At 50.6% G+C, this 26288-nt stretch carries 1 protein-coding gene; it reads right to left on the bottom strand.

Annotation, left to right across the window (positions count from 1 at the left end):
• Positions 1-64: 64 nt before the first annotated feature.
• Positions 65-26122 (bottom strand): mucin-binding protein, encoded by a 26058-nt coding sequence (locus ACSVI6_RS04860; RefSeq protein ID WP_491720567.1) that lies wholly within the window; start codon positions 26120-26122, stop codon positions 65-67.
• Between the last annotated feature and the right edge of the window lie 166 nt (positions 26123-26288).

Below are 26288 nucleotides of genomic sequence, written 5' to 3' on the forward strand. Positions count from 1 at the left end.
ACAAAATGAAATAAAAAAACAGCCGTTATTAAACGACTGTTTTTTTAAACTGAGAATTCGTACACTAAATAAACTTAACGAATTTCTTATTACTTGTAATATAACGGTGGTTACCTAGGTAGAATCTAGTTAATCCCTTGTACTTAACGACCCGTTGAATCTTGATCTTAGAGCCGGTCTTAAAGTGACGGTTGTTCGTCTCGAACGTCTTATCACTGTGCGTCCAAGCCCCCTTCGGATTAATGACCCGAACCGTTTTACGACTGTGATTAGCAACATCACTTGATTGATAGTAAGCGTTCTTCACGAAACTAGGTTTGACGGTAATATAACCGCTAACGTTTTGTGATGAAAGGTGACTCTTAACGTAGTAACGAACTAACCCATTCTTTGAAAGCTTAATCTTCTTAATGGCAAATTCGTAGACCTTGTTTTGGGCAAGTTTAGCCCGTTTAACGATCCGACCATTATTCGTGAACGTTGCATCGTTATAAACGTAAAGCGTCTTAGTATTGTAAACGTACTTCGCATGTTGCTTGAACTTATTGTTGAAGGCGGCAACGTACCCGTTTTGATAGCCGAGGGCCTTGCCACTGACTGAACTAACTGGCATGCTTTGCGTCTTTGCTTTAGCTACTCCCGCTTTGTAGTCTCTAAGCCCTACTCGGTAAGCCTTTGCATAGTTAGCAGCATAAGTTGCATCGTCATTATCAATCCTTTGGGCCTGCTTCTTCGCACCGGCCATGTAACCATCATAAGCTCCCTTGTAACTTAAGTCATCAGCCAATGTGGAACGAACGTGCTTATTCAGCTTAGCATCTTTCATCCCAGTTGCATAGTAATCAGTAGTAGTGCTGGATGAATCACTAGTGCTACTACTTGAAGCACTAGCTGAACTAGTATTGGAACTGCTGGATTGCGCAGCACTAGCAGAACTAGCAGAACTACTGGTAACGAACGATGATTGAAGAGCCGTTGCTTGAGCCACTAAACTAGCAACTGCACTGGCATCGCTAACCGCCCGACTAGCCGCACTGGAAGCGATCGAGTTGACTGAATTCATAGCAACGGAATTGCTATTCATTCTCGCAATGCCGCTATCAGCAATGCTCAACGCTAGCTGAGCCGTATTGGCAAGACTATTTGCAGTACTTGAATCACCCTGAGCGTATGCCGAGCTAGCAGCGCTATTGATCGAGTTGGCCTGAGCGACTGCGGTCGTAACCACTTGGTTCGCACTACTGTTATCAGCGCTGATCGAAGCCGCATAGCTTGATGCCAAACTGGTTTGACTATTAGCACTAGCGGTATCGGAATTAAGCGCATTAACAACGGTGGCAATACTACTTACGCTACTGGTCATGCTTGCAATGCTATTGATCTGACGCGCCCCACTCGTTGTTTGGCTATTAGCGGAACTGGCCACACTAGCGTAGTAGCTAGTCTGATTGACCTGGGTGTTGACCCCTGAATAAGCGGATGAAGCAAGCATCGTGAACACTGAAGCTGAGTTCGCAAACGTACTAGTACGAACGGCAGTTGAACTAGCCGCCACTGCAGAACTAGCTGCTGATTGGGCGGTCACTAGGGCTGCATTGATGGTGGCACTAGCAGAACTGGCAGTCGAGCTGGCAGTTAAAGCTAATGAACGTGCCGTAGTGGCAAACGAATTAGCCGAGCTAGCGACCGATGCCATCTGACTAGCCGCATTCAAAGAAGTAGCAACGGTACTATAAGCGGACTGTGCTAAGCCTGCATAGACGCTACCCATTGCAGAACTGCCCTGGGCATAGTATTGACTAGCTTGACTAGCGTAGCTTTGCCCCACTGAAGCAACACTTTGAGCATTGCTATTGATCGTTGTAGCAACACTAGCAGCCCGATCAGCATTTGAAGCAGCTTGACTTGCGAGCAATGATTGTTGATTAGCAACACTGTTGGCACTGGCGAGTTGACTGGCGGCACTGTTGGCCACACTAGCTTGTTGAACCACTTGGCTAACGGCGGAATTGGCGGTTGCTACGCTATTAATAGCACTGAGCACCCCGCTGGCAGCGGTACTAATTTGATTAATCCCACTAGCGGTACTGCTTACGGTATTGCGACTTTGCTCAGCACTCACAGCCTGGCTATTCGCAAAGCTGGTAAGACTGGCCACTGACTGTGCAATTTGCCGTGCTTGATTGAGTTGATCAGCACTAACGGCCGATTGAGCAGCCACGACGGCGACACTGGCTGCACTAGCGGCTGAATCTGCAATGCTACGGGCATTACTATTTGCAGCATAGGCACTGGCAACGGCTTGGTTAGCTGAACTGAGCGCTGGACTGAGTTGGGTAGTAGCCTGAGCCGCAGAATTAACTAGCCCTAACGCAGCGTTGGCCAAACTATCATAAATGCTGGCAGCATGCTCATCACCAGTAGCAACTGCTGAACTGGCCTGAACAGCGTAGGAACGACCAACACTAGCGGATTGGGCAGCATTACTGCTCAACGATTGAAGCTGCAGGCTGATTCCTTGCGCCGTACTAGTGGCTTGACTAGCAACACTAGCGTTTGATTGCGCCACGGAATTAACTGAGCTGACAATGATCGCTACGGAACTTACGATCTGAGCTTGAGAATTGACCAAACTATTGTTAGCGTTACTTGCAACTAAGCTGTTCGCAATTGAACGTTGCCCATCAACAAACCCACTAGATTGGGCGGTCGCAGCAGCTAAACTAGCAATTGCACTGTTTTGGTCATTAACAGAACTATCGACACTGTTGAAGGTATTTTGTGCACTGTTTACCGCGCCTGCGTAACTAGTAGCAAAGCTAGTCTGACTAGCGATTCTCATCGCAGCAGTCACGGTAGCACTGGCGGAATTGATCACTTGCTGTGCAGTGGATACAACACTTTGGGCTGAACGTGCCGTTTCATTAGCTGTTTCAGCAACCCCTGATAGTTGATCAGCATTTGCTTGGGCGGAAGCAACGGCCGTTGAAGCAGCCTGCGCTAGGCTATGCAAAGTAACTGCTGCATTCGAATCACCACGACTATCGGCAACCGACGCAGCGGAAGCATAAGCTTTTCCGGCACTGGCCGATTGAACGGCAGCATCCCTAAGCCCGTTGGCCACGCTGGTTGCACTATTGGCAGTTGAGGCAGCCGCACTGGCAATTTGGGATTGTTGTTGAACAACTTGATCAGCAGAATTAGCTTGACTAGCAGCAACGCTGGCAATCGAAGCCTGAGCACTAATGGCACTGTTGCTAGAAACGGAAGCGTTCAAGCTTGCGATTGCATCCGCAGCATTGTTAACGAAACTAGTAGTTTGACTAGCAGCGCTGGCCATTTGATCAGTTGCTGATTGTGCGTACCCAGTAGCACTGGCTGTCGTGTTAACAACACGGGCAACTGAACTAACGTGGGCTTGGCCACTATCGATCGAACGATCGTATGCACTCACCGCACTCGATTCCTTACGGGCGGCTTGTTCTGCAGCCTGTGCAGATGCAAACGCACTAAGGGCAGCTTGATGTGCGGTCGTGGCTACCGTAGAAGCAGAGTTAAAGGCGCTAGCGGCTGAATTAACCAAGCCATTGGCTGATGAAGCAACCGCCGTGAACGAATTGGCAGCCTGTGATGCAGCACTAGCGGCTGAATTAAAGACCGCAGCTTGACTAGCAGCTGCTGAAGCTGAATCGTTCGCCCCTCTGGCAGCCGCATTGATGGCAGCACTGGCGGCAGAACTAGCGGAACTGGCATTTAAACTAGCAATATTGGCATTAAAGGCTGCGCTTTGCTTAGCATTATTAACTACGTCATTTTCACTTGCAACGACCGTAGCAGCAGATGTGGCGGTCACTACTGCGGAATTTGCAACTACCCCAGCAGATTGAGCCACTTGATTAGCACTATTCACGACGCTATTCCCAACATTAGCGAAAGCAATCGATTGCGTAGCACTAGCCAAATCATTAGTAGCATTAGCAGTGGATTGCACTAAGCTTGAGTCGGCCTGCTTATTTTCACTGGCAGCACTCATACTCATTTGGGCTGCACTTTGGGCAACGCCAGATGCAAGATCGGCAGTCGTTGCAGCAGCTCTAGCAGCGGAAGTGGCAGCACTGACGTAATCAGCTGCCATGGCCGCAGCATCAGCTTTACCTACCGCAGCTGAAATATTAGCTGCGATCGAATCAGCAGTTGAGCGGGCAACATTGGCGGCACTGTAGGCATTTGCAGCACTGGTATTCGCAGCACTTGCACTGGCCATTAAGCCGGTCGCACTTTGCGCAGCGGATTGGACGTTGGTCAATGCAGAATTAGCTAAACTGGTGTAGGTTTGGGCGTTACGTGCATCGTTTTGGGCAGCCGCAGAACTAGCGAGGGCGGCAAATGCGCGTCCTGCCGAAGCATTCGAACTAGCTGCACTACTGAGCGATTGCACTTGACTAGTGATCGCACTAGCTGTAGATGCAGCAACACTAGCAACCTGAACTTGTGATTGAACAGCCCCGTTTGCACTCGCAACTTGTCCAGCTGCAGAACTAATGAATGTTGATTGAGCGTTCAACACGGCGTTGTCAGGATGAGCAGCACTCAAACTAGCAACGTGAGTGCCAGCTTGGTTAGCTGAGGCAACGACTTGATTAGTCGATTGGTTCGCTGATTGGACCTGGGCACTGGAATTAGCAGCATTGTTAGAAGCAGCATTCGCAAAGTTGCTTGCGCTCCCAATAATATTTTCAGCGCTGTTCATCGAATCGTCATAACCACTGATTGCGCTTTGGAGACTATTAGCAACGCTAACTGCTGAAGCAACTACCGAAGCATTTGAGCTAGCATTACTATGTGCACTAGCAATGGTACTGTTGGCAACACTGGATACGCTAGCAGCAGAGCTAACGAGCGAACTAGCGACACTAGCAACGTTGGTAGCGGAACTAACGACTGAAGCATTGTTGCTGGCAGCGACTTGATAAGCGCTGGCTTGGCTAGCGGCAACACTAGCGGTCGAAACATCACCATTTTGGACTGCTGTCGAAGCAACGTGTGCAGCAGAACTAGCCGCAACCGCATTTGAGTTTGCAGCAATGGTAGCACTTTGGGCCACCGAGTTAGCAACACTGGTCTGGACATTTGCAGATGCAGCCACGCTAGCAGCTGAATTGAACGTACTTGCTGCCTCACTGGCGACTGATGCAGCTGAATTAGCTGCGCTTGCAGCACTTTGCGCCGTCCCGTTAGCTGGGTTGGCAGATGCAATCGCATTGGCAACGCTAGCGGCACTCGTGGTCGCAGTAGCCATGCTTTGGGCTGCAGCACTGTTTGCTGATACAGATGCATTATTCGCACTCGCATTAATAGCAGCTTCGCTGGCTGTCTGTGCATTGGCGATCGCAGCACTAGCGTTAACACTAGCTGAATTAGCCGCATTGCTAGCGGCACTAGCATAACTGGTTTGTTGAGCGACAGTATTAGCAGTTGATTGGGCGTTTGCGATCGTCGTTGCAGCAGCACTAGCTACTGATTGAGCGGAATTAGCGACACTATTAGCAGCACCTTCTGCCGCGCGTGCTGCAGAAGCAGTCGCTGCTAATTGACTTGCAGCACTGGCAAGGGAAGTTACCTTGTTCAAGGCGGAATTAGCAAGACTCGTGTAAACGCTTTGGACGTTGTTATCACCACGGTTACCAGCTTCAATCGCAGCGGAGGCGTATTGTTGCCCATCACTTGTAGCTGCACTGGCAGTATCACTCAAGTATTGAACCGCATTGCTAGCACTATTGGCAACTTGATTGGCCGAACTAGCAACCGATGACTGCCGTTGCAATTCATCATTGGCACTAGCCAATTGGGTCGCTGCAGAATTAGCAACTGAAGCCTGCGTACTGATGGCACTGTTATTAGCAAATGCCCCACTCAGACTGTTGAGTTGGTCAGTAACACTGTGGGCAATAACATTGGCCTGAGCGGTCGATGAAGCAACTACACTGAACTGGGCATTAGCACTCGTTGTTGCACTAGCTGCCTGGCTGGCAACACTACTTGCGCTATTAATTACGGATTGAGCACTATTGGTCGTTTGAACATAACTACTAAATGCAACTGCATTGTTGCTGGCAGCATTGGTTGCAGAACTAGCGACACTAGCGTACGATCCAGCATCATTGTGGGCACTGATGGCCGTATTGTTGGCTGAAGTAGCGGCACTAGCGGCTTGGCTGGCAACTGAGTTCGCAGCCTGAGCTGTGTCCTTAGCGCTGCTTGCAACCATTGAATTGGCGCTGGCTACAGAATTAAAGGCACTGGCTTGACTAGCATATGAACTAGCAGCACTGGAATTCCCGTTATTCGCAGCTGAAGCCGCCTGACTGGCAGCAAAACTAGCCGCACTTGCATTTGAGTTAACGACGCTGGTTGCACTCGAAGCGATCGCACTAGCAGAGTTCGCCTGACTAGCGGCTGATGATGCAACACTACTTGCCGTTTGGGCGTTCGCATTCGCACTATTAGCAATTGCTGCAGCCGAACTAGCAGCACTGGCGGCGCTCTTCACAACGGCGGTCGCAGAATTGTTGTTAGCAACCGAACTAGCTAAGCTGGCCGCAGAATTGGCTGAAGCTGCTTGTGATTGCGCATTGGCAGCCGCAGAACTGGCGGTTGTACTTGCTGCATTCGCACTATTAGCAGCACTCGCAGCGGCACTGTTATCAGCATTTGCCGTGTTGGCAGCGCCAGAAGCATTCGATTGGTTACTATTTGCACTGATGGCAAAGTTAGCAGTCGATTGAGCTGCTGAGACCACCGCACTCGCAGAAAATGCGGTTGATTGGGCAGCGCTGGCAGCTGCATTGGCGCTACTTGCAGTGCTATTAGCACCACTGGCCACTACAGCTAGTTGACTAGCCGATTGCACGGAGTCATTCACATCACTGAGTGCGGAGCTAGCTAAGCTGTTATAGATGCTTGCAGCGTTCGAATCATTCTTGCTGGCAGCATCACTAGCAGCTGCCGCATATGATTTACCAACACTAGCGGTCTTAGCAGTAGCACTAGTAACTGATCCAACCGCACTATTGGCACTGGCGGCGATGGCAGCAGCAGAGCTGGCGGTAGCAACATCGCTTTGCGCATTTTGATTAGCAGCTGCAGCTTGATTGGCAGCTGAACTAGCAAGTGCTGCTTGAGTACTTACCACACTATTATTAGGATATTGTGAACTCAAACTGTTCAATTGACCAGTTGCACTGCCGACCGATTGGTTGGTAACACTAGTTAAACTAGCGTTGTTGACAGTATTGGTAGAATTATTACCAGCAACACTAGCGGCAACGGAAATGGCATTACTGATCCCACTTAGTTGACCTTGCGCATTACTCATTGAACCGTTATAGCTATCAACGGCACTGGAGTTAACGGCGGCTTGACTAGCGGAACTAGCTGCGGAATGGGCCGCTTGGTTGGCACTGGTAACGATTCCGTTGGCTGAACTGACCACACTGGCGGCCGAACTGGCAACGTTGCTTGCCGATGATGCCGTTACAGCAGCGGAACTGGCAGCCTTTGCCCCATCACTGGCGATGGAGTTATAGGCACTAGCTTGACTAGCAGCAACACTAGCCGTTGAAGCATCACCGTTATTAGCGGCAGAAGATGCGACAATGGCAGCCGAACTTGCGGCAGCCGCATTCGATTGGGCAACACTGTTGGCGGATGAAGCAATTACACTGGCTTGGCTAGCGGATTGTTGAGCAGCATTCGCAACGGAAGCAGTGGAACTAGCAACACTGGCGGCACTCGTAGCGTTGGCAGCGTTAGAACTGATCGTACTGTTGGTTGGGTTAGCTGATGCAATCGCATTCGCATCGTTGGCAGCCGATTGGGCAGCGGAAGCACTGGCAGCAGCGGATTGGGCAACGGTACTGGTTGCGGCACTCGCATTGCTTGTGGCCTGGTTATTTGAACCAGCGGCACTGGCGTTCGCATTAGCAGCATTCGCATTCGATGCAGCGGAACTAGCGTCGTTAGTAGCACTGGCGGCAGCACTAGCATTCGCACTGGCACTGGTAGCGATTGCACTGGCGGCGTTCACCACTGATTGAGCTGCACTAGCAGTCCCACTAGCAGCACTAGTAACGCTGTTCGCAGAATTAACCACTCCAGCTAATGAACTAGCAGCGCTTACAGCACTGCTGAGGCTGTTGATTGCCGAACTGGCCAAACTGTTAAAGACGCTCGCGACATTCGAGTTGCCTGCAGTGACAGCTGAACTAGCGGCAGCGGCGTATGACTTCCCGTCGGTAGCCGTTTGAGCAGCGGCACTGCTGAGCGAGTTGAGCGCACTGTTGGCACTATTAGCAACTGAATTAGCGGAGCTGGCAGTTTGGGATTGTTGTTGAACCACGCTGTTGGCACTGGCAGCTTGACTAGCAGCACTATTGGCTAGTGAGGCCTGTTGACTGACCGCACTGTTATCCTTGAACGCAGAACTGAGTGCATTCACCTGACTGGCGGTGCTGGAAACGGCACCGTTCGCCTGTGAAGTGGCGCTGGCATTACTACTTACCGCGCTATTGGTGTTATTGGCCGCAGTCGCAGATTGATCAGCGGAACTACTTGCTGCATTGATCTTTGATTGGGCCTGGTCGATAGCGGCGTTGTCATTATTGGTAACACTGGAGTTGACCACGGCATTGGAGATCACTTGGCTAGCGGAACTAGCGGTCTGACTAGCACTGGCAACGACACTGTTAGCAGAGCTGGCCAAACTTGCTTGGGCGCTCGCGGTAGCACTGGCGGATTGGGCATCGTTATTGGCAGCACTGGCAACGTCAGCCTGCTTACTTGCGGTGACACTGTTGGCACTGGCAACGCTAGCAGCGGAGCTAGCCGTACTTGAATCACCAGCCTGGGCCGCCGAAGAAGCAACGATAGCGGCGGAACTAGCGGCATTCGCTGCGGATTGAGCGACACTGTTAGCACTGGAAGCACTGGCGTGGGCGGAACTAGCATGAGCAGCGGCGGAACTAGCAGAATTGGCGGCATCATTGGCAACAATTGCGGCGCTGCTTGCTTGTGATGATGCTGAATTAGCAGCACTAGCGACACTTTGCGCCACACTGTTATCTGGATGGGCACTTGCAATCGAGTTGGCTTCGCTAGCTGCCGATTGCGCAGCACTAGCATTCGTATTCGCAGCTCCTGCACTGGCTTGAGCAGCACTGTTAGTAGCACTGGCACCATTAGCAGCAGTATTGGCAGCGGCGTTATTAGAATTTGCGGAGGCTGCATTGGAAGCGGCGGCACTCGCATTCGCTTCAGCACTAGCTGCGGAGTTAGCGGCACTAACGGCGGCGTTGGCACTGGCATGGGCCTGTGAAACGGCCTGACTAGCGACAGTCGCATTGGATTGAGCCGCAATAACAGCAGCCTTAGCATCATCTGCACTGTGGCGCGCAGCAGTGGCTTGATCAGCTAAGCTGCTTGCCGAACTAGCGGCATTGGCCATCTCACTTTGGGCAGAACTAGCCAAACTGTTGTAGATGCTGGCGGCATTCGAGTTACCACTTTGGGTCGCCACACTCGCAGCGGCGGCATAGGAAGCCCCATCTGAACTGGTCTTATTAGCAGCACTGCTGAGTGAACTAACGGCACTGGCCGCGCTACTAGCAACTGAAGCAGCGGAACTGGCGACCGTTGATTGACTTTGGGCCACTTGGTTGGCACTGTTGACCTGGCTAGCAGCAGAATTAGCGTTGGCGATCTGGGCACTGACCGCACCGTTACTTGAATATGCAGAACTCAAGCTGTTAACCTGGGCGTTTTCACTATTGGCAGCACTGGTCGTTTGTGCAGTGGCACTGGTAATCCCATCGGCATCCGAATGATCAGCAGAAGCACCACTCGCAGCCCCACTGGCGGTAGCGCTGGCACTGGTGAGCTTGGCTTGGTTATCGCTCATCGCACTATTGTAGCTATTGACCGAATTGGTGTTGGCACTCGCAGCAGAAGCCGCACTGTTAATGGCGCTGCTGTAAGAACCAGCGGCGGAACTGGCACTGTTGGCAGCGGAATTGGCCGAACTGACCACGCTGACTGCGGAACTAACGACCGCACTGGCCGATTGGGCAACACTAGCTGCTGAGCTGGCAGCCTTAGAATTATCGCTGGCGGCGGAATTAAATGAACTGGCCTGACTTGCATACGAACTAGCGGTGCTGGCATCACCATTGGAAGCCGCACTGGCCGCCTGACTGGCAGCAGAATTAGCGGCACTGGCGTTGGCACTAGCTGCAGAAACAGCATTGGAAGCACTGCTCTTAGCGGCGTTGGCTTGATCAGCTGCTGAAGAAGCGACCACGGAAGCGGCATTCGCCGAACTAGCGAGGCTGTTCGCCTGGGCAGCAGCAGAATTAGCAGCACTGGCAGCACTTTGCACCGCACTGTTATCTGGGTGGGCGGAAGCAGCAGCGTTCGCATTTTCGGCACTCGATTGTGCAGCACTGGCGGCGGCATTCGCACTTTGGGCCGTTGAACTAGTGGCTGCATTCGAATTAGTGGCACTGTTGGCAGCGCTGGCAGCGGCATCGCTACTGGATTTAGCAGCATTGGCGGTGGCGGAAGCAGAGCTGGCATTCGCATTCGCCTCACTCGCCGTTTGCCCTGCGGAAGCGGCAGCAGTTACAGCAGAATTAGCTGCAGCAATGACACTAGCAGCAGCACTGGCGGTGCTACTTGCCGAGTTAGCGGTGTTTTGAGCGCTATTAGCTATATTACCAGCATTGGTGGCCACGACTGCTTGCGAACTAGCAGCATTGTTATAACTACTTACGTCACTAGCAGCGGAGTTCGCCAAACTATTGTAGAAGCTTTCATCAGTCGTTTTACCGGCAGCAGAGGCTTGACTAGCTTGAGCGGCATACGACTTCCCGATTGCAGCGGAGCTTATGGCAGCGGAACTAAGTGCATCAACGGCACTGCGAGCACTATTGGCAACGACCGCAGCAGAACTGGCCGTTGAAGATTGTGCTTGGGCAACGCTGTTGGCACTGCTGAGTTGATCAGCGGCAGAACTAGCGGCCGCAGATTGCGAATTGATGACCGCATTACTAGGCACTGCCGAATTCAGGCTCGTGATGGCGCTGATCGTCCCTGCGGTACTGCTGGTCAGTTGACCAGTCGCACTGGCGATCGAACTAGTAACGGAACTGGCGTTATTAGCGGTGTTGGCCCCAGCAGTGGCGGTGTTGCTGGCACTCCCGATCTGAGTGGCGGCACTATTGAGCGAGCCGATGTAGCTATTGACGGATTGGGCATTGTTAGTAGCTGCGGAGGCTGCACTGGAAGCGACGCTATTGTATGAGCTGGTCGTACTATTAGCACTGGATGCCGTTTGGTTAGCGGAACTAGCCACACTCGCAGCGGAACTAGCGGTCGAACCTGCAGCTTGGGCGTTGGCGTTCGCGGAACTGACAACGTTAGCGTTCGAACTAGCGGCCGAATTAGCAGCACTGGCTTGGCTGGCGGCTGAATTAGCAGTATTGGAATCGCCATTTTGGGCTGCGGATGAAGCAACGCTGGCAGCGGAACTGGCGGCGTTGGCATTCGAGTTCGCAGCGGATGCAGCACTGGAGGCGATGCTAGATGCCGAGTTAGCCTGATCAGCGGCCGATGAAGCAGCATTATTCGCACTGTTTGCAGAACTAGCGGCACTATTAGCCTGTGCAGCCATCGAATTAGCATCACTGGCTGCACTTTGGGCGGCACTGTTGTTAGGTTGAGCAGATGCGATTGAGTTCGCCTCGCTCGCAGCAGCATTAGCAGCACTGGCGCTGGCATTGGCTGAATTAGCAGCCGAGCTAGCCGTACTGTGCGCCGAGTTGGCAGCCGAAGCTGCGGCACTAGCGGACTTACTGTTGTCATTGGCAGCACTGGCTTGTGATTGAGCAGCCGAAGCAGCACTGGCGGCAGAACTAGCAGCAGCGGCAGCATTGGCAGCTGCTGTGGCCTGCGATTGGGCAGTATTGACGGTTGCGCTAGCGGAACTAACGACTGATTGAGCAGATTGGGCACTACTTTGGGCTCCACTGGCAACCACGTTGGCTGAGCTGGCAATCGTTGCCAAGCTGTTGGCGGAGTTAGCGTAGCTATTGGCGTTACTCAAAGCAGAGCTAGCGAGACTATTGTAGATGCTAGCGGTCTTGGAATCGCCATCGTTAGCAGCACTATTGGCTGCTGAAACGTATGAATTCCCAGAAGCCACGTTTTGGTTGGCACTACTGCTAAGGGCGTTGATCCCACTATTGGCGGATTGGGCAACCGAAGCGGCTGAACTAGCAATTGCTGATTGTTGTTGAGCGACGCTGTTGGCACTAGAAACCTGGCCTGCAGCAGAGTTGGCCACACTGGCCTGACCACTAACGATACTATTATTGGAGTATGAAGAGGCCAAGCTATTGATTTGACCAGTCGCACTAGTAGCAGCCGAATTAGCCTGGCTCGTGGATCCAGCAATCTGGCTGGTAACTGAACTAGCGGATTGAGCTGCATTGGCTGCAGAACTAGCAGAGTTAGAAGCTGAATTAAACTGGCTTTGGGCGCTGCCCATCGAACCGTTGAAGGCACTGATCGAATTGGCATTATTGCTGGCACTAGCCGCTGTCGAAGAGGCTACGCTGTTGAATGAACTAGCGGCACTAGTGGCAGAGCTGAGCGCACTATTGGCGGAGCTGAACACATCAGCAGCCGAGCTAACGACCGCACTGGCCGATTGCGCAGATTGAGCAGCTGAGCTAGCAACAATTGCGTTCGAACTAGCGGCGCTGTTCGCATCAGCAGCAGCCGATGCAGCAGCACTGGCGGTCTTGAAATCACCAGCCTGGGCAGCTGAACTAGCCACACTCGCAGCCGAGCTGGCAACGTGGGCGTTGGAGCTGGCGGCACTAGCGGCATTGGATGCCTTTGATTGGGCTTGGCTGGCCTGATTAGCTGCAGATGATACTACACTAGCAGCAGAATTTGCTGAATTAGCCGCACTGCTGGCCTGTGTTGCTGCAGATTGAGCCGCATTGGCAGCACTTTGCGTCGCACTATTTGGATTAGCAGATGCGATTGAAGCTGCACTTTGGGCGGCAGAATTGGCAGCATCAGCAGAAGATTGAGCAGCGCTAGCGATTGATTGAGCTGCACTGTTGGTAGCACTAGCAGCATCGTTGGCACTTTGGGCAGTACTTTCATTAGAACCAGCAGTAGATGCCGTAGCACTAGCGGATTGCGCACTGTTGGTAGCAGCGGAAGCAAAGCTAGCGGCACTGGCAGCATCGTTAGCCTGCGATTGTGCCGTTGAAATGATGGAACTAGCGGAGTTTACCACCGATTGAGCGGAACTAGCAACGCTAGATGCCACATTAGCCACACTATTAGCATTGGTGGCGGTGGAAGCTAAGCTATTCGCATCGCTAGCATACCCACTCACGTCGCTGAGCGCGGAACTGGCCAAGCTATTGTAAATGCTTGCCATCTCTGAATCACCCTTGCTGGCAGCAACACTGGCGGCAGATGCGAATGAGTTCCCAGCACTCGCTGATTTAGTGGCCGTACTGTTGACCACGCTGGTGGCACTGGCGGCACTATTGGCGACTGAAGCTGCGGAACTGGCAATTCCAGATTGTTGTTGGGCAACCTGGTTGGCACTGGAAAGCACACCAGAACCAGAACTAACTGCTGATGATTGCGTGTTGATTGCAGCGTTGCTTGGGTAAGCAGAATTCAGGCTATTGACCTGGCTCGCCACTGAATTAGCGGAACCATTGGCCTGAGTGGTAGCACTAGCCACTTGGCTAGTGGCTACACTTGCGTTATTAGCACCATTCGCAGCGGCAGTGGCGGTGTTGCTAGCACTCCCGATCTGGGTCTGGGCACTTTGGACCGACCCGTTATAACCGTTAACAGAACCAGAGTTATTGTTAGCTGCTGAAGCAGCACTCGAAGCAACATTAATGTAAGAATTAGCGGTGCTATTAGCGTTCGAGGCAACACTATTCGCAGAACTAACTGCGCTGTTAGCGGAACTAACCGTTGATTGGGCACTATTAACATCACTGGTAGCGGAATTAGCGGCATTGGAGTTAACAATCGCATTCGAACTAAAGGCACTGGCTTGACTAGCAGCGGAACTAGCGGTACTTGAATCCCCACTTTGGGCGGCGTTTGAAGCAACGCTGGCAGCGGAACTAGCAGCGGCAGCATTCGAACTAGCAGCACTCGCAGCAGATGAGACCACGTCGGCAGCGGAACTAGCCTTAGCCTTCGCCGATGATGCGTCTGCGCTGGCGGAGCTGGCCTGGTTAGCAGCAGAACTGGCTTGACTAGCAGCTGATTGCGCATCACTGGCAGCACTTTGCGCCGCACTGTTGGATGGATTAGCACTCGCAATTGATTGTGCAGATTGGGCAGCAGAGTTAGCAGCATTGGCGTTCGATTGGGCAGCACTAGCGCTATTGGCAATCGTACTGTCACTGTTGATCGAACTAACCACGGAACTGGCAGCTTGATTACTACTTGCAGCTGAACTAGCGGTAACACCAGCTGATTGGGCCGCGGTAGAGGCACCATTGGCAATGCTTTGGGCAACCGCGGCATTGCTAACGACAATCGCAGCACTTGCGATTGCTGAACTAGCGGAATTAACGACTCCCTGGGCGGAAGTGGCCGCATTTTGTGCACCACTAGCGACAGTATTGGCAGAAGTGGCAACACTGGACAGACTGTTAGCAGAACCGACATAGCTGTTCACATCGCTGAGCGCAGAGCTGGCCAGGTTATTGTAGATACTTGTGGTGGTCGAATCATTGCGGTTAGCGGCATCACTAGCAGCGGCGGCATATGACTTCCCGACACTGGCCGATTTGTTAGCAACGCTGTTAAGAGCATCCATCGCACTGGAAGCACTATTAGCAACCGATGCAGCAGAACTGGCGAATGATGATTGCTGTTGGGCAACTGCATTGGCACTGCTTGCTTGGTCGGCTGCAGAGTTAGCCACTGAAGCTTGTGAGCTAATGGTAGCGTTATTCGGGTAGTTGGAAGTAACGCTGTTGATGGATCCCGTGGCACCAGCGACACTGCTGTTCGTTTGACTAGTGGCATTAGCGACTTCACTAGTATTAGTAGCTTGGCTGTTCGCACTGGTGGTGGCGGAATTAACGACATTGCTAGCGGCGGACAAACTATTTTGCGCCGATTGCATTGATTGATTATAACTATCAACGGCACTTGAGTTTACACTGGCGCTGTTGACAGCATTGTTGGTCACACTGCTGTATGAACCAGCGGCACTGTTGGCACTACCTGCGATCGAGTTAGCAGAACTCAAGTTAGCGTTGGCAGAACTAAGAGCCGCGCTCGCAGAAGTGGCTGAATTAACCGCAGAGTTAGCGGCGGCTGAATCTTGACTAGCTTGACTGGCGTATGAAGCAGCCTTGCTAGCCGCATCACTAGCAGCTGATGAATTCCCCGCTTGGGCGGCACTAGCGGCATCATTAGCAGCAGCACTAGCGGAACTGGCATGAGCATTAGCATTTGAAATTGCATCACTAGCAGTTGCACTAGCACTGTTGAGTTGAGAAGCGGCATTGGATGCAGCACTGGAAGCCGCTTGGGCTGAATCAGCAGCTGATTGGGCAGCGGATGCGACCGAATTAGCAGCACTGGCAGCACTTTGTGCCGTACTATCATTAGGGTGCAAAGAGGCGATCGAATTAGCAACGCTGGCAGCACTCTTCGCAGCATCAGCACTGGATTGGGCGGTGTTGCTAGTAACGGATGCCCCACTGGCAATTGAATCCATCGATGACTTCGTTGAACTAGTGGATTGGGCAGTATTAGCAGCCGAACTAGCGGCGCTGGAAGCTTGACTAGCAGCGTTGAGTGCATTTACGGTCGTATTGATTTGGGCGTTCAACGTGTTCGCACTGTTTTCATCAGATTGGGCTTGGGTCGCAGCACTCTTGGCACTGTTAGTAGCGGTGGTAACTTGACTAGCTAGTGTTGAAGCTGTCGTCGTAGCAGATTGGACCTGGTTCACCAAACCAGCCGCATTGGCGTTGAATTGGTCCCCGTACGATTGATTGCCGTCAGCATAGGCCTGGCTGGCTAGGCTGGTGTAGAAGTTCACCATGTTCGCGTTGGAAATGGTTGCTTGGTTCAAGCTATTAAAGTTGGCAGCAAGCCGTGCCGCATTCGATGCAGCCACACTTGCGTTGCTCCTTTGTGATGCTGCATCAGCATTCAAGCTGCTGATGCTACTGAACGTTGCACTGACACTGGCTACGGCGGCACTCACTGCAGGATTGTTGGAATAAGCTGACACTACCGATGAAGAAACGATATTGGCGTTAACGTAAACGCTATTGACCTGACCAGCAGCCGAACTAGCGGTACTTGATGCAGAAAGAGCTTGATCAGCATTGGTGCTAGCAGCATTAAAGCTGGCTTGAACCGTGGCAGATGCACTGGATGCCAGGTTGTTATTAGCGGATACCTGTGATGACGCCCCTGAATTAGCACTGCTGAGCGAACTAGCATCGCTATTAGCGGAACTGACCTGGGCATTAGCACTGGCAGCAGAACTATTGACGGTTGCTACCGAATTAGCAAGTGAATTCAAAGCACTCGAAGCGCTGTTAGCAGCGCTATCAGCACCAGATGCAATAGCATTGTATGATTCAGCAGATGAGTTAGCCTGACTAGCAATCACTGATTGATCTGATGCAGCAGAAGTATCGCCACGACTAAATGCAGAAGCGGCACTAGCGGCGGCATTGCTGGCAATGGTAGCCTCGGATCTGGCAGAATCCCGTGCAGAATTAGCAGCATTATTGGCAGATGTGATTGCACTACTCAAATCACTGGCGGTACTAGTGGCACCATTAACTGCGGAAGCCTGTTGACTAGCTACAGTTGCGGCACTGTTGGCAACAGAAGCGATTGATTGGGCCTTACTGTTGTTAGGGTTAGCGCTCGCCACCGAATTAGCATAACTAGCGGATTTGCTGGCAGCACTAGCGGTTTGAGCAGCTTGGTACGCATTCATGCTAACGTTGTTCGCACTGTTGGAAGCGTTAGTAACGCTATTAACGATATTGGAAGCATGGGCGCTAGCACTGTTGGCAGCGGTATTAGCTGCACTGGCATCGTTACCAGCGTTGGTGGCGTTCGCACTGGCTTGACTGGCGGCAATTAAGCTGGCCTTGATTTGTTCAGCAGCAGAACTAGCAAGTGAAGCATTCGTTGAGTCGGTCTGGGCCTGAGCTTGTGCACTCGCCCCCGCACTATTGGCGTTGCTAGCAGCGGTGGATTGGGCAGTAATTGTTGAATTAGCATTCGAGAGCTCGTCTAGAGCAGTGTAGGCCATGTTGCTGTAGAAATCACCAGTATCAGACTTCCCGTTCGCATAGGCACTATTGGCCTTGCTAGCGTAGGAGTTGACCTTGGAAACCGCCCCACTAGCAACCATTGAAGCGGATTTGGCAGCAATCGTGGCACTTTGCGCTGCTACGTCGGCACTACTTGCAAGACTCGATTGAATTTGAGCATTCGTATTCGCATTCGCTGCTTGACTCACGGCACTCGTCATGTCACCCGCCAAGCTATTAACAAAGCTATTTGAGGAGTTGGCACTAGTAAATGAGGCAACCGCACTGGCGTTTGATGCCACGCTTGAATTAGCTTGTGAAGTAGCGGCGGCCAGTGAACTAGTGGTAGCAGAGTGAGCTTGGGCACTGATGCCGCTCACGATCGACGCATTCGAACTGTTCAGACTACTTGCCTTGCTATTCGCACTGTTCATTGCAGTGCTTCCGATGGCTGCACTAGCACTAGCAGCACTAACGGCAGCCCCAATGGATGTGACCGAGGCATTGACCGATTGGGCGCTACTATCGTCTAATGCAGCTTTACTGGCAGCGCTGCTGGCGGTGCTGGTAGCAGCAGCAATGCTTGATGCTAGTTTACTAGCGTTTGTAGCCGCTGTTTGAACAGAAGCCGCATTACTATTGGCGGCACTCGTGTAGGAGTCCCCTGAACTTAATGAGCCTGCTTGGTAGGCGGATTGAGCTGAACTGGAGTTGGAATTAAATGATGCGTTAAAGCCATCAACAGCAGTATTAAGACTACCGATGGTCACCTTCATACTATCAACAGCTGAACTAGCCGATTTCGCAATGCTGGATTGTGAACTGGCATCCTTTTGGTATGACGATAGCGTTGAATTAGCGCTGCTTAGTTGAATGGCGTAACTCTGGTAAACAGCGTTACTAGGGTTGCTGCTCAACAATGTCCCTACGAAAGAAGCGTTGGAACTAGCGGTGCTACTATAATTGCTCACATTGTTAGCATGAGAAGACGCAGCGCTAGCGTATACACTAACGCTCGTTGTATAGGTAACCGCACTGCTATCCGCACTGACTACCAACCCCTTCGCTGAACTAACAACGGATTGGTTCGTGGAATTATTAGCTGCTGCTGATTGAGCGTGATTAAGGTTTGCAAGCGCATCTGAATAAGCACTCTTCGCAACACTTTGTAGCGCACTAGCAGAAGAGGCATCCCGAATGGCACTGGTAGCAGCAGTCGTAGCGGTACTCAATGCATCGGCAGTGATCTGGGCGTTACTATTTGCAACGGATTGATAGGAATTCATCGCAGCCACGTTTGAAGCAGCTTGGGATGCTAAGATCTTCCCTAAGTCAGTATTCCCAGTATTAAATGCAGCAGCGGCCTGACTATTGAGTGCGTTCACCTGCGAAGCGGTTTGAGCAGCGTTGTAGTTAGCCTGACTAACGTTCGAGTTTGCAGAGGAAGCTAGTTGACTAGCACTATTGGCGGCGCTGGCCCAGCCATTAGCAGTGCTGCTCAAGTTAGCAGCAGCTGTATTAGCAGATTGGACCACGCTATTTTGAGCAAAAACGACCGCATTAGAGGCGTTGTTAGATGCTAGCGGCGCAAGGCTATTTGCACTACTACTAATGTCGCTAGCGTATGAAGCCGTATTGCTGGCCGCACTGGATGCTAAATAAGCATTGAATGAGGCATTCGAATTATTGACCGATGCTGATTGGGCAACGATTGCGGTAGTCGATGCAATGCTAGAAGCAGACTGGGAGGTTTGGACCCCAGCATTATTACCAGAGATCGTAGTCGTAGCGATACTGTTGGCCAGGCTATTGGCAGCGGAGGCATTCGCAGCGTTTTGACTAGCGTTTTGGGCATCCACGATGCCTTGACTAGCAGCTGAACTAGCCACACTGGTTAACGATGCAATCGAACTGGCGGTGCCACTAGCTGAATTAGCAATGCTATTTGCAGTGGCAACCATCGAATTAGCGGTACTAATGTAGCTGTTTCCATCACTATCTTGCCCAGCATCAAATGCTGAATCAGCACTTGCTGAGAGACTCGCAACGCTGTTAGCAATATCATTAATGGAATTCTTGCCACTTGAGATGGCTGAATTTAAAGCATTGGCAACTGATGATGCTGAGTTAGCGATACTCGATTGTAAACTAGCATCAACTGAGTTTGAATGAGCACTACTTGCCGCCTGTTGAGCTTGGCTGGCCGCACTAACGATGGCTGAATTACTAGCGCTGCTTGTAGCCAGGGCCAAAGCTGATCCAGCAGCATTGGCTGCCGTAGAGTTATAAGCCGACGCCGCAGTGTTGGCGCTGTTTGCAGCACTGGCGTAACTATTAATTGCACTACCGTTCGCAATAGCGGCCCCACTAATCCCGTTAATTGCGGATTGGTTCGCGTTGACTGAACTAGCGTTATTATTACCGCTATTAGCAGCGTTGGCAGCGGCACTGGCCACTGAACTGGCAACGCTAATGGCATTGGCAGCTACCGAAGCGGCACTAGTTGCGCTGTTCATCGCGGCATTAGCGGCATTAAATGCAGAAGCAGCTGCAGTCTTATTAGCCGCAATCGTTTGTGACTGAACATTGATGTCGCTGTTCGACGATCCGATCGCATTAGACAGCGAAGTGATTTGTTGTTGATACAAACTCCCCAACTGATTGTTCCCGGTAGCGTAGGCATTGGCAGCTTGGGAACTCAGTTGATCAAGGGTATTCAACTTATCCTGGGCATTTTCCTGGTCACGACTGGCAATGGAAGCCGCCTTAGAGGCACTGAGGCTAGCTTGGGTGGCGATGCTATTTTGACTGCTTGCCACCGCATTAGCGCTGTTGGCAACGACGTTAGCAGAATTGACTAGGGCAACTTGACTACCAACGAAGCTGTTCTTAGGGTTGGCAGTGGCTAACGAACTGGCGATCGCACTATTACTATTGGCCACGCTGGTCGCACTACTGGTAACTGAAGCAGCGGAACTAGTGGCACTGGCGTACGAGCTCACTGATGATTGATCACTATTAAGAGCGTTCACGCTAGCACTTGCACCACTGTAACTATTGCTAGCTGCAGTAGTGGCGCTGTTAATTGCGTTATTAGCAGTTGCTGAATCGCTGGATAGCGAAGTAGCGGCAGCAGAAGCACTACTGATCAAAGCGTTCGCACTGGCGGCGTTACTAGCGTCGTTGCTAGCCTGACTGGCGGCGTTTTTAGCAATTTCAGTTTGCGTATTTACAACAACCGCTTGACTAGCGGCAACACTGGCCGCTGAAGCAGCGTTACTTGCAATTGAATTTGCATCAGCGGTAAAGCTATCACCCAACGATTGATTACCAGAGATGTAGGCACTAGCGGCCGAACTGGTGGCGGAACTTAAAGCACCAGGGGCTAATGCAATCGCTGAACTAGCACTAGCAATGCTACTTGCAGCCGAGGAAGCCACAGAGTAAGCACTAGATGTAATCCCCGATTGAACCGCAGCGTCTGAATTATAAAAACTAGCGTTATAGGCAGCGTTACTTGCCACGACGGCGTAGCTACTTAAAGCGTAGTTACTAGGGTTTTGACTTGCCAGGGTTTCAACTGCACTCGCACTGTTTGAGGCTGAGCTATTAATATCTTTGGTCGAACTTGCAGCATTTGAAGCAACAACGCTGTAAGAGCTAGCCGCACTAGCATTAACGGAGCCCACCGTCCCAATTTGGGTCGCGGCTGAACTCACCTGGTTGGCATTGCTCTGGTTAGCAGCAGCAATACTTGCGGTGGCCTGGGCGGAATTGAGGGCGGCGATGGCAGCAGCGGCAGCATCTTTAGCTTTGGTCTGTTCGGATTGGGCAGCAGAAGCATTGGAACTCGCTGAAACAGTAGCAATACTAGTTTGAATAGCCGCACTGCTTGCCTGACTAGCTGCTGAACTCGCCACTACATCGGCACTGGCAGCTTGGCTCCTGTAAATAGAAGATGCATCACCATTGCTAGCAGCAGCAGCAGCACTGGAAAGAGCATTATACGCAATAGTGGCACTGGTGTTCACCCCATTATAACTATCCGTTGCGGAAGCCGCGCTTTGCGCATCGTTGTAATTATTAGTTGCACTACTATAGTAACCATTTGCAGCATCCATTGCGGAAGTGGCAACACCTGCAGCTGAACTCGCAATACTACTTTGTAGCGAAAGGAGCGAAGTTAGTGAACCCGCACTCGATCCATTGGCTTGATTATTCAATTCGTTCGCAATACTAGTAGTGGCAGCAGCGGCTGAACTCGCCAGACTCTTATAGTAACTAGCTAAGCTAGAGTTAGCAAAGGCTAATGACGCCAAGATCTTAGCGGCATTGGCCTGACTAGCAGCGTTAGAAGCCCCCGCACTGGCATTTGCACTATTGTACGCGCTAAAGGCAGATGAAACCGCACTACCAATCGCATCATTGGCTGAACTAAGGATTGCATTCGCACTACTTAACACCGAATTAGCTGCAGAAGCAGATTGATTAGCGTTAGAGACATTGATCAAAGCCTGACTTGCGTTTGAATATTGACTAGCGGCGTTAGATGCTGCAGACGATGCCAACACTGAGTTGGATGAAGCGGTACTGTAATCACCATTTTGGGCGGCCGCTGATGCTGATGAGTAAGCCGTTGAAGCCTGGGCACTGGCAGTATCAGCATTACTGGAGGCAATAGACGCAGCCCGACTTTGTTGGGTGGCATAGCTACTAGCCGAGGTAACTACTGAGTAAGCAGAAGATGCTTGTTCAATGGCTGGATTGACAACTGAGGATTGGTAAGAAGTAATCTCGGAATAAGCCGTTGAAATCTGCGAATTACTAGAATAAGCGCTATAGTATTCACTGGCTTGACTGGCAATTTGGGAAGCCAGTGAGGCTGAGAATGAGACTTGCCCAGAAGTATTAGTAGCAACGGAATTAGCAGCATTAATTCCGTTGGAGAAGATACTTACTACAGCACTGGCGGAAGCGGTTTGGCGATCGTATGATGAAGCCTGACTAGATGCACTATTCGCCCCATTGGCATATGAATTAGCCGAACTAGCGTTGAGCACGGCTGAATAAGCACTGCTAATTGCACTAGCGGGGGCACTGGCTGCTGATTGATCTGAGCTAGCGCTGGAATTTGCATTGGCGGCCACGACCGAATTGCTGGCGGCAATTGAAGCTTGGGAGCTAGCTTGCAGGGCAGCACTAGCGGCAATGCTGGCGTAAGATGATGCAAATGAATTTTCGTTCGTTGCTCCAGAATAGTTCCCGTTCGAATTATATTGCACCGCTTGGTTCGCATGTGAACTGGCTTGGGAACTAGCAGAACTAATTACGGAATTCAAACTATTGATGGCACTAGCAGCACTGCCATATGCCATACTGGCACTGTTGGCCAAGCTACTCTGGTTATTAGCATCGGAATTCAACGAGTTTAACCCATTCCCATTGAAATTAGATGCAATCACATTTTGGGCGCTAGCGATGGCCGAATTCCCAGTGATGGTTGCAGCAATGCTATTGACGCTTCTGGAATTATCCATTGCAGAATTGTAGATACTATTCGTTCCACCAGTGGCTGAATTAGTAGCACTGGCGTCGCTACTAACGTTATTACTTGCACTGACAGCACTGACCGCACTATTCCCAGTTGTTGAAGCTGATTGAGCCGTGCTATTGGCAGAACTGGCGTTGGCTGAGGTATTTGCAGTTTGGGAAGCAACAACGACGCTGTTAGCCCCAGAATTGGCCTGGCTAATTGCGTTGGCAGCTGAACTAACAACGCTCATATAACTGTTTGCTTGGGATGCTGCAGTATCAGCAGCTGATCTTTGGCCACTGGCAATTTGGGAAAAGCTACTTGCCGATTGCGCATTTTGGCTCGCCAAAGAAGCGTAGCTAGAAGCGCTTTGGGCGGCAACTGAAGCGGCACTTGAGTTGCCCTGCGACATGTAGCTATTCGCACTACTGGTTTGTGCAGTGGCGGCTGCGTTATTGGAACTCGCCGAACTAGCGGCAGCACTCGCTGCATTTGCCGCTGATTGGGTATTGCTGGCAGCCACACTCGCCGTTGAACTTAAAACACTAATTTGAGCATTAGCACTTTGGGCCGATTGACTGGCAGTGCTGGCCTGGGAGGCATATGATTGCACCGCAGGATTACCAGAGTTAGCACTAGCTAACGAGCTTAGTTGTGAATTTTGGCTACTAGCGCTATTAACCGCATTGCTAGCGTTACTACTGTTATTTTGAACACTACTGGAATCCTGACTCGCAGTCGTTGCATCACTTTGGGCCCCTGAAGCATACGATGAGGCACTAGCAGAAGCGCTCGCGGCGTTGTTGGCGTACGATGAGGCTAAACTCCCCTGGTCAACGTTGTATACGACGGTCGTAACGATGTTGCCAGTGCTATCACTAACGTTACTAGTCGTTGCTACGCTAGTTTGATTTGCAGTATATCCGCTAATCGTTGGTGAAGGAACAGCGGCAAATGAATCGCTACCCTGAGCAGTCCATTTTCCGTCAGTGACCTTCCCAGTAACTTTATTAGTGGTCTGAATCTGGTTAAACGTAATCGTTTGGTTCACATCATTCGCAGCAGATGATCCATTTGCGTATTGATAATGGATGGTCCGATTTACGGTTTTAGTATTAGTTACCTGAGTAGTTCCTTCGTGCAAGAGCACGTAGTAGTTTTGATCCACTAAGTCGTTATTATCAAAGTAAGTATTGTCGGAGCTATTGGTAAAGCCATCACTATCTAAGACATAACCACTATTAAGATAACTATTCAGGCGATTCTTGGTGTTGTAGTTTAGACTTCCACCACTATCCCCTTCCAAAGTATCCCGTTGTAAAATTTGGCCAGTCGTCTGATCGACGTAGTTAATATTGGCTTTTTGAATCGAGGTGTAGGTCATGCTGTTTAACTTAATTGTTTGGGTCGCTGCAGAATAACCAGTCGCTGCCGTTAAGTTAAAGTAGGTTGCTGGATCGTTTTGATCATAGGTAATTCCCTGCGAAAATGTAACTGAGTTAGCACCACTACTATCATAGATGGTCGCAGTTAATGTTCCCTGTCCAGCAGTACTGGAAGGAGTGTAGGAAATCACGATCCGATGTGCATTCCCATCGGTTGCATTGATTCCACTATTGGCGTCAATACTTTGAACGGTATCTTCGTTAATATGTCCGTAACCGCTAGAATCGGTATTTACAAATGCCCCGTAGGGTGATGGATATGAATCTCCAGCAGACTTAATCTTGGTCCCGAAAATTCCGTTCAAATAGTTGCGATAAATATCTTTTTGATAGGTATCCAAATCCCCATCCAATTGCGTCGTCGTATTTCCGTTGGCAGGAATATCGGGGAACGTATCGAGCTTAAAACCAACGGCATTCGGAATTCCGTTGATCCCAATTCCACCACCAGCAAGCCCCTGTTGATTTCTAGAACCCTTGTAGAGCACGAACCCGATCCCATCAGCGTTACTACTGAGGGTCACATTACCGTCCAGTGTAAAGGACTGTCTTAGGTCCAGTGAACCATTGTAGGCAACATTGGTACTCTGGGATTTGTCATTAGTCAGAGTCAGGGTATTCGATGAAATGTCTAGGGATGGGACTGGATTATTTCCAGTTAGCGTGGAGGTCCCATTGGCAGTCCCGTTCAGAGTGAAGCTAGTTCCGAACTGTTGAGGACTATTCAAAGTCGTTTGGGTCCCAGAAAGATCTTTATTAACAGTGGTAGTGGTGTTATTTGGGGTCACTTTAGAATAGTCAGTCGTTTGGGTCGTGGTATCGCCAATTCGATCACTTAGCCCCGCAGCGTCCACTTGATCTGGATATTCACTGTTCATGACCACTACGGCGTTGCTGGCGGCCAGATAGGCGTTCGACATCATGGAATAGTAAGCCGAATTAGCAGCGACTAAAGAAGCCAGTGAATTTTGATCACTAGCATTAAGTACTTCGGCAGTGAGTTTGGTGGAAAGTAACTGCGCAGCAGTACTTTCGGCACTCCCGTTGGCGCTGTAGGATTGAGCCACTTGGTAGGCAGACGAAACAGCACTAACGTTACTATCGTTAGCGCTGATGGCTCCACTATTTTGAATCGTGACTAATGCCAAGCTATTAATGGCACTAGCATATGAGTCAATCTTTGCAAGGCTACTCTTCACCTGTGCAATCGCACTGGCATTGCTTTGGTGCGCAGCATCAGATTGGCTATCCGCTGATTGACTAGTGTTATCACTACTACTGGATTGATCGGCACTAGCACTCGATTGACTATCGTTGCTAGTACTATCCAATGCACTAGTCGTACTTGCTGAGCTCTGGGTATTACTGATAACACTCGAACTGGTGGTTGAATCAGCACTCACCGAAGCATCAGTGGTGCTGAGTGCAGAACTACTAGAGCTGGCACTTTGTACACTATCTCTCTGTTCGCTGTTACTATTTGTAGCATTAATCGAACTTGATTGCACTGCATTGGTTGATGATGAAGCAATACTTGACTCGTCATCATCGGCATTACTATCACTTGCCGATTGAGTTAGCGTACTGGCATTAGCGGTTGCATCTTCATGCGCGATTACGCTACCTCCGCCCATTACAGTCAGCATTGATAGCGATACCACTACCCAATGCTTTTTAATCTTTTTAAGCTTTTTCTTATCGTTTACCTTGTTAAATCTAAGTTTATTATAAAGCATTCTAACATTCCCTCTTCGCAATCCATTTACGGCACTATACACTTAATATCATACAAAATGAGCACTCACATGTAAAGGTCTTTATAATTATTAAAGGTAAACGAGGGCAATAAATATACATATTATATATATTCATCATATTTATAATCAATAAAAAAAGAGACCA

The sequence above is a fragment of the Nicoliella sp. ESL1106 genome, assembly GCF_058509965.1.

Coding starts and splice junctions, on each gene's coding strand:
- ACSVI6_RS04860 (WP_491720567.1), bottom strand. CDS start 26,122: ATGCTTTATAATAAACTTAGATTTAACAAGGTAAACGATAAGAAAAAG.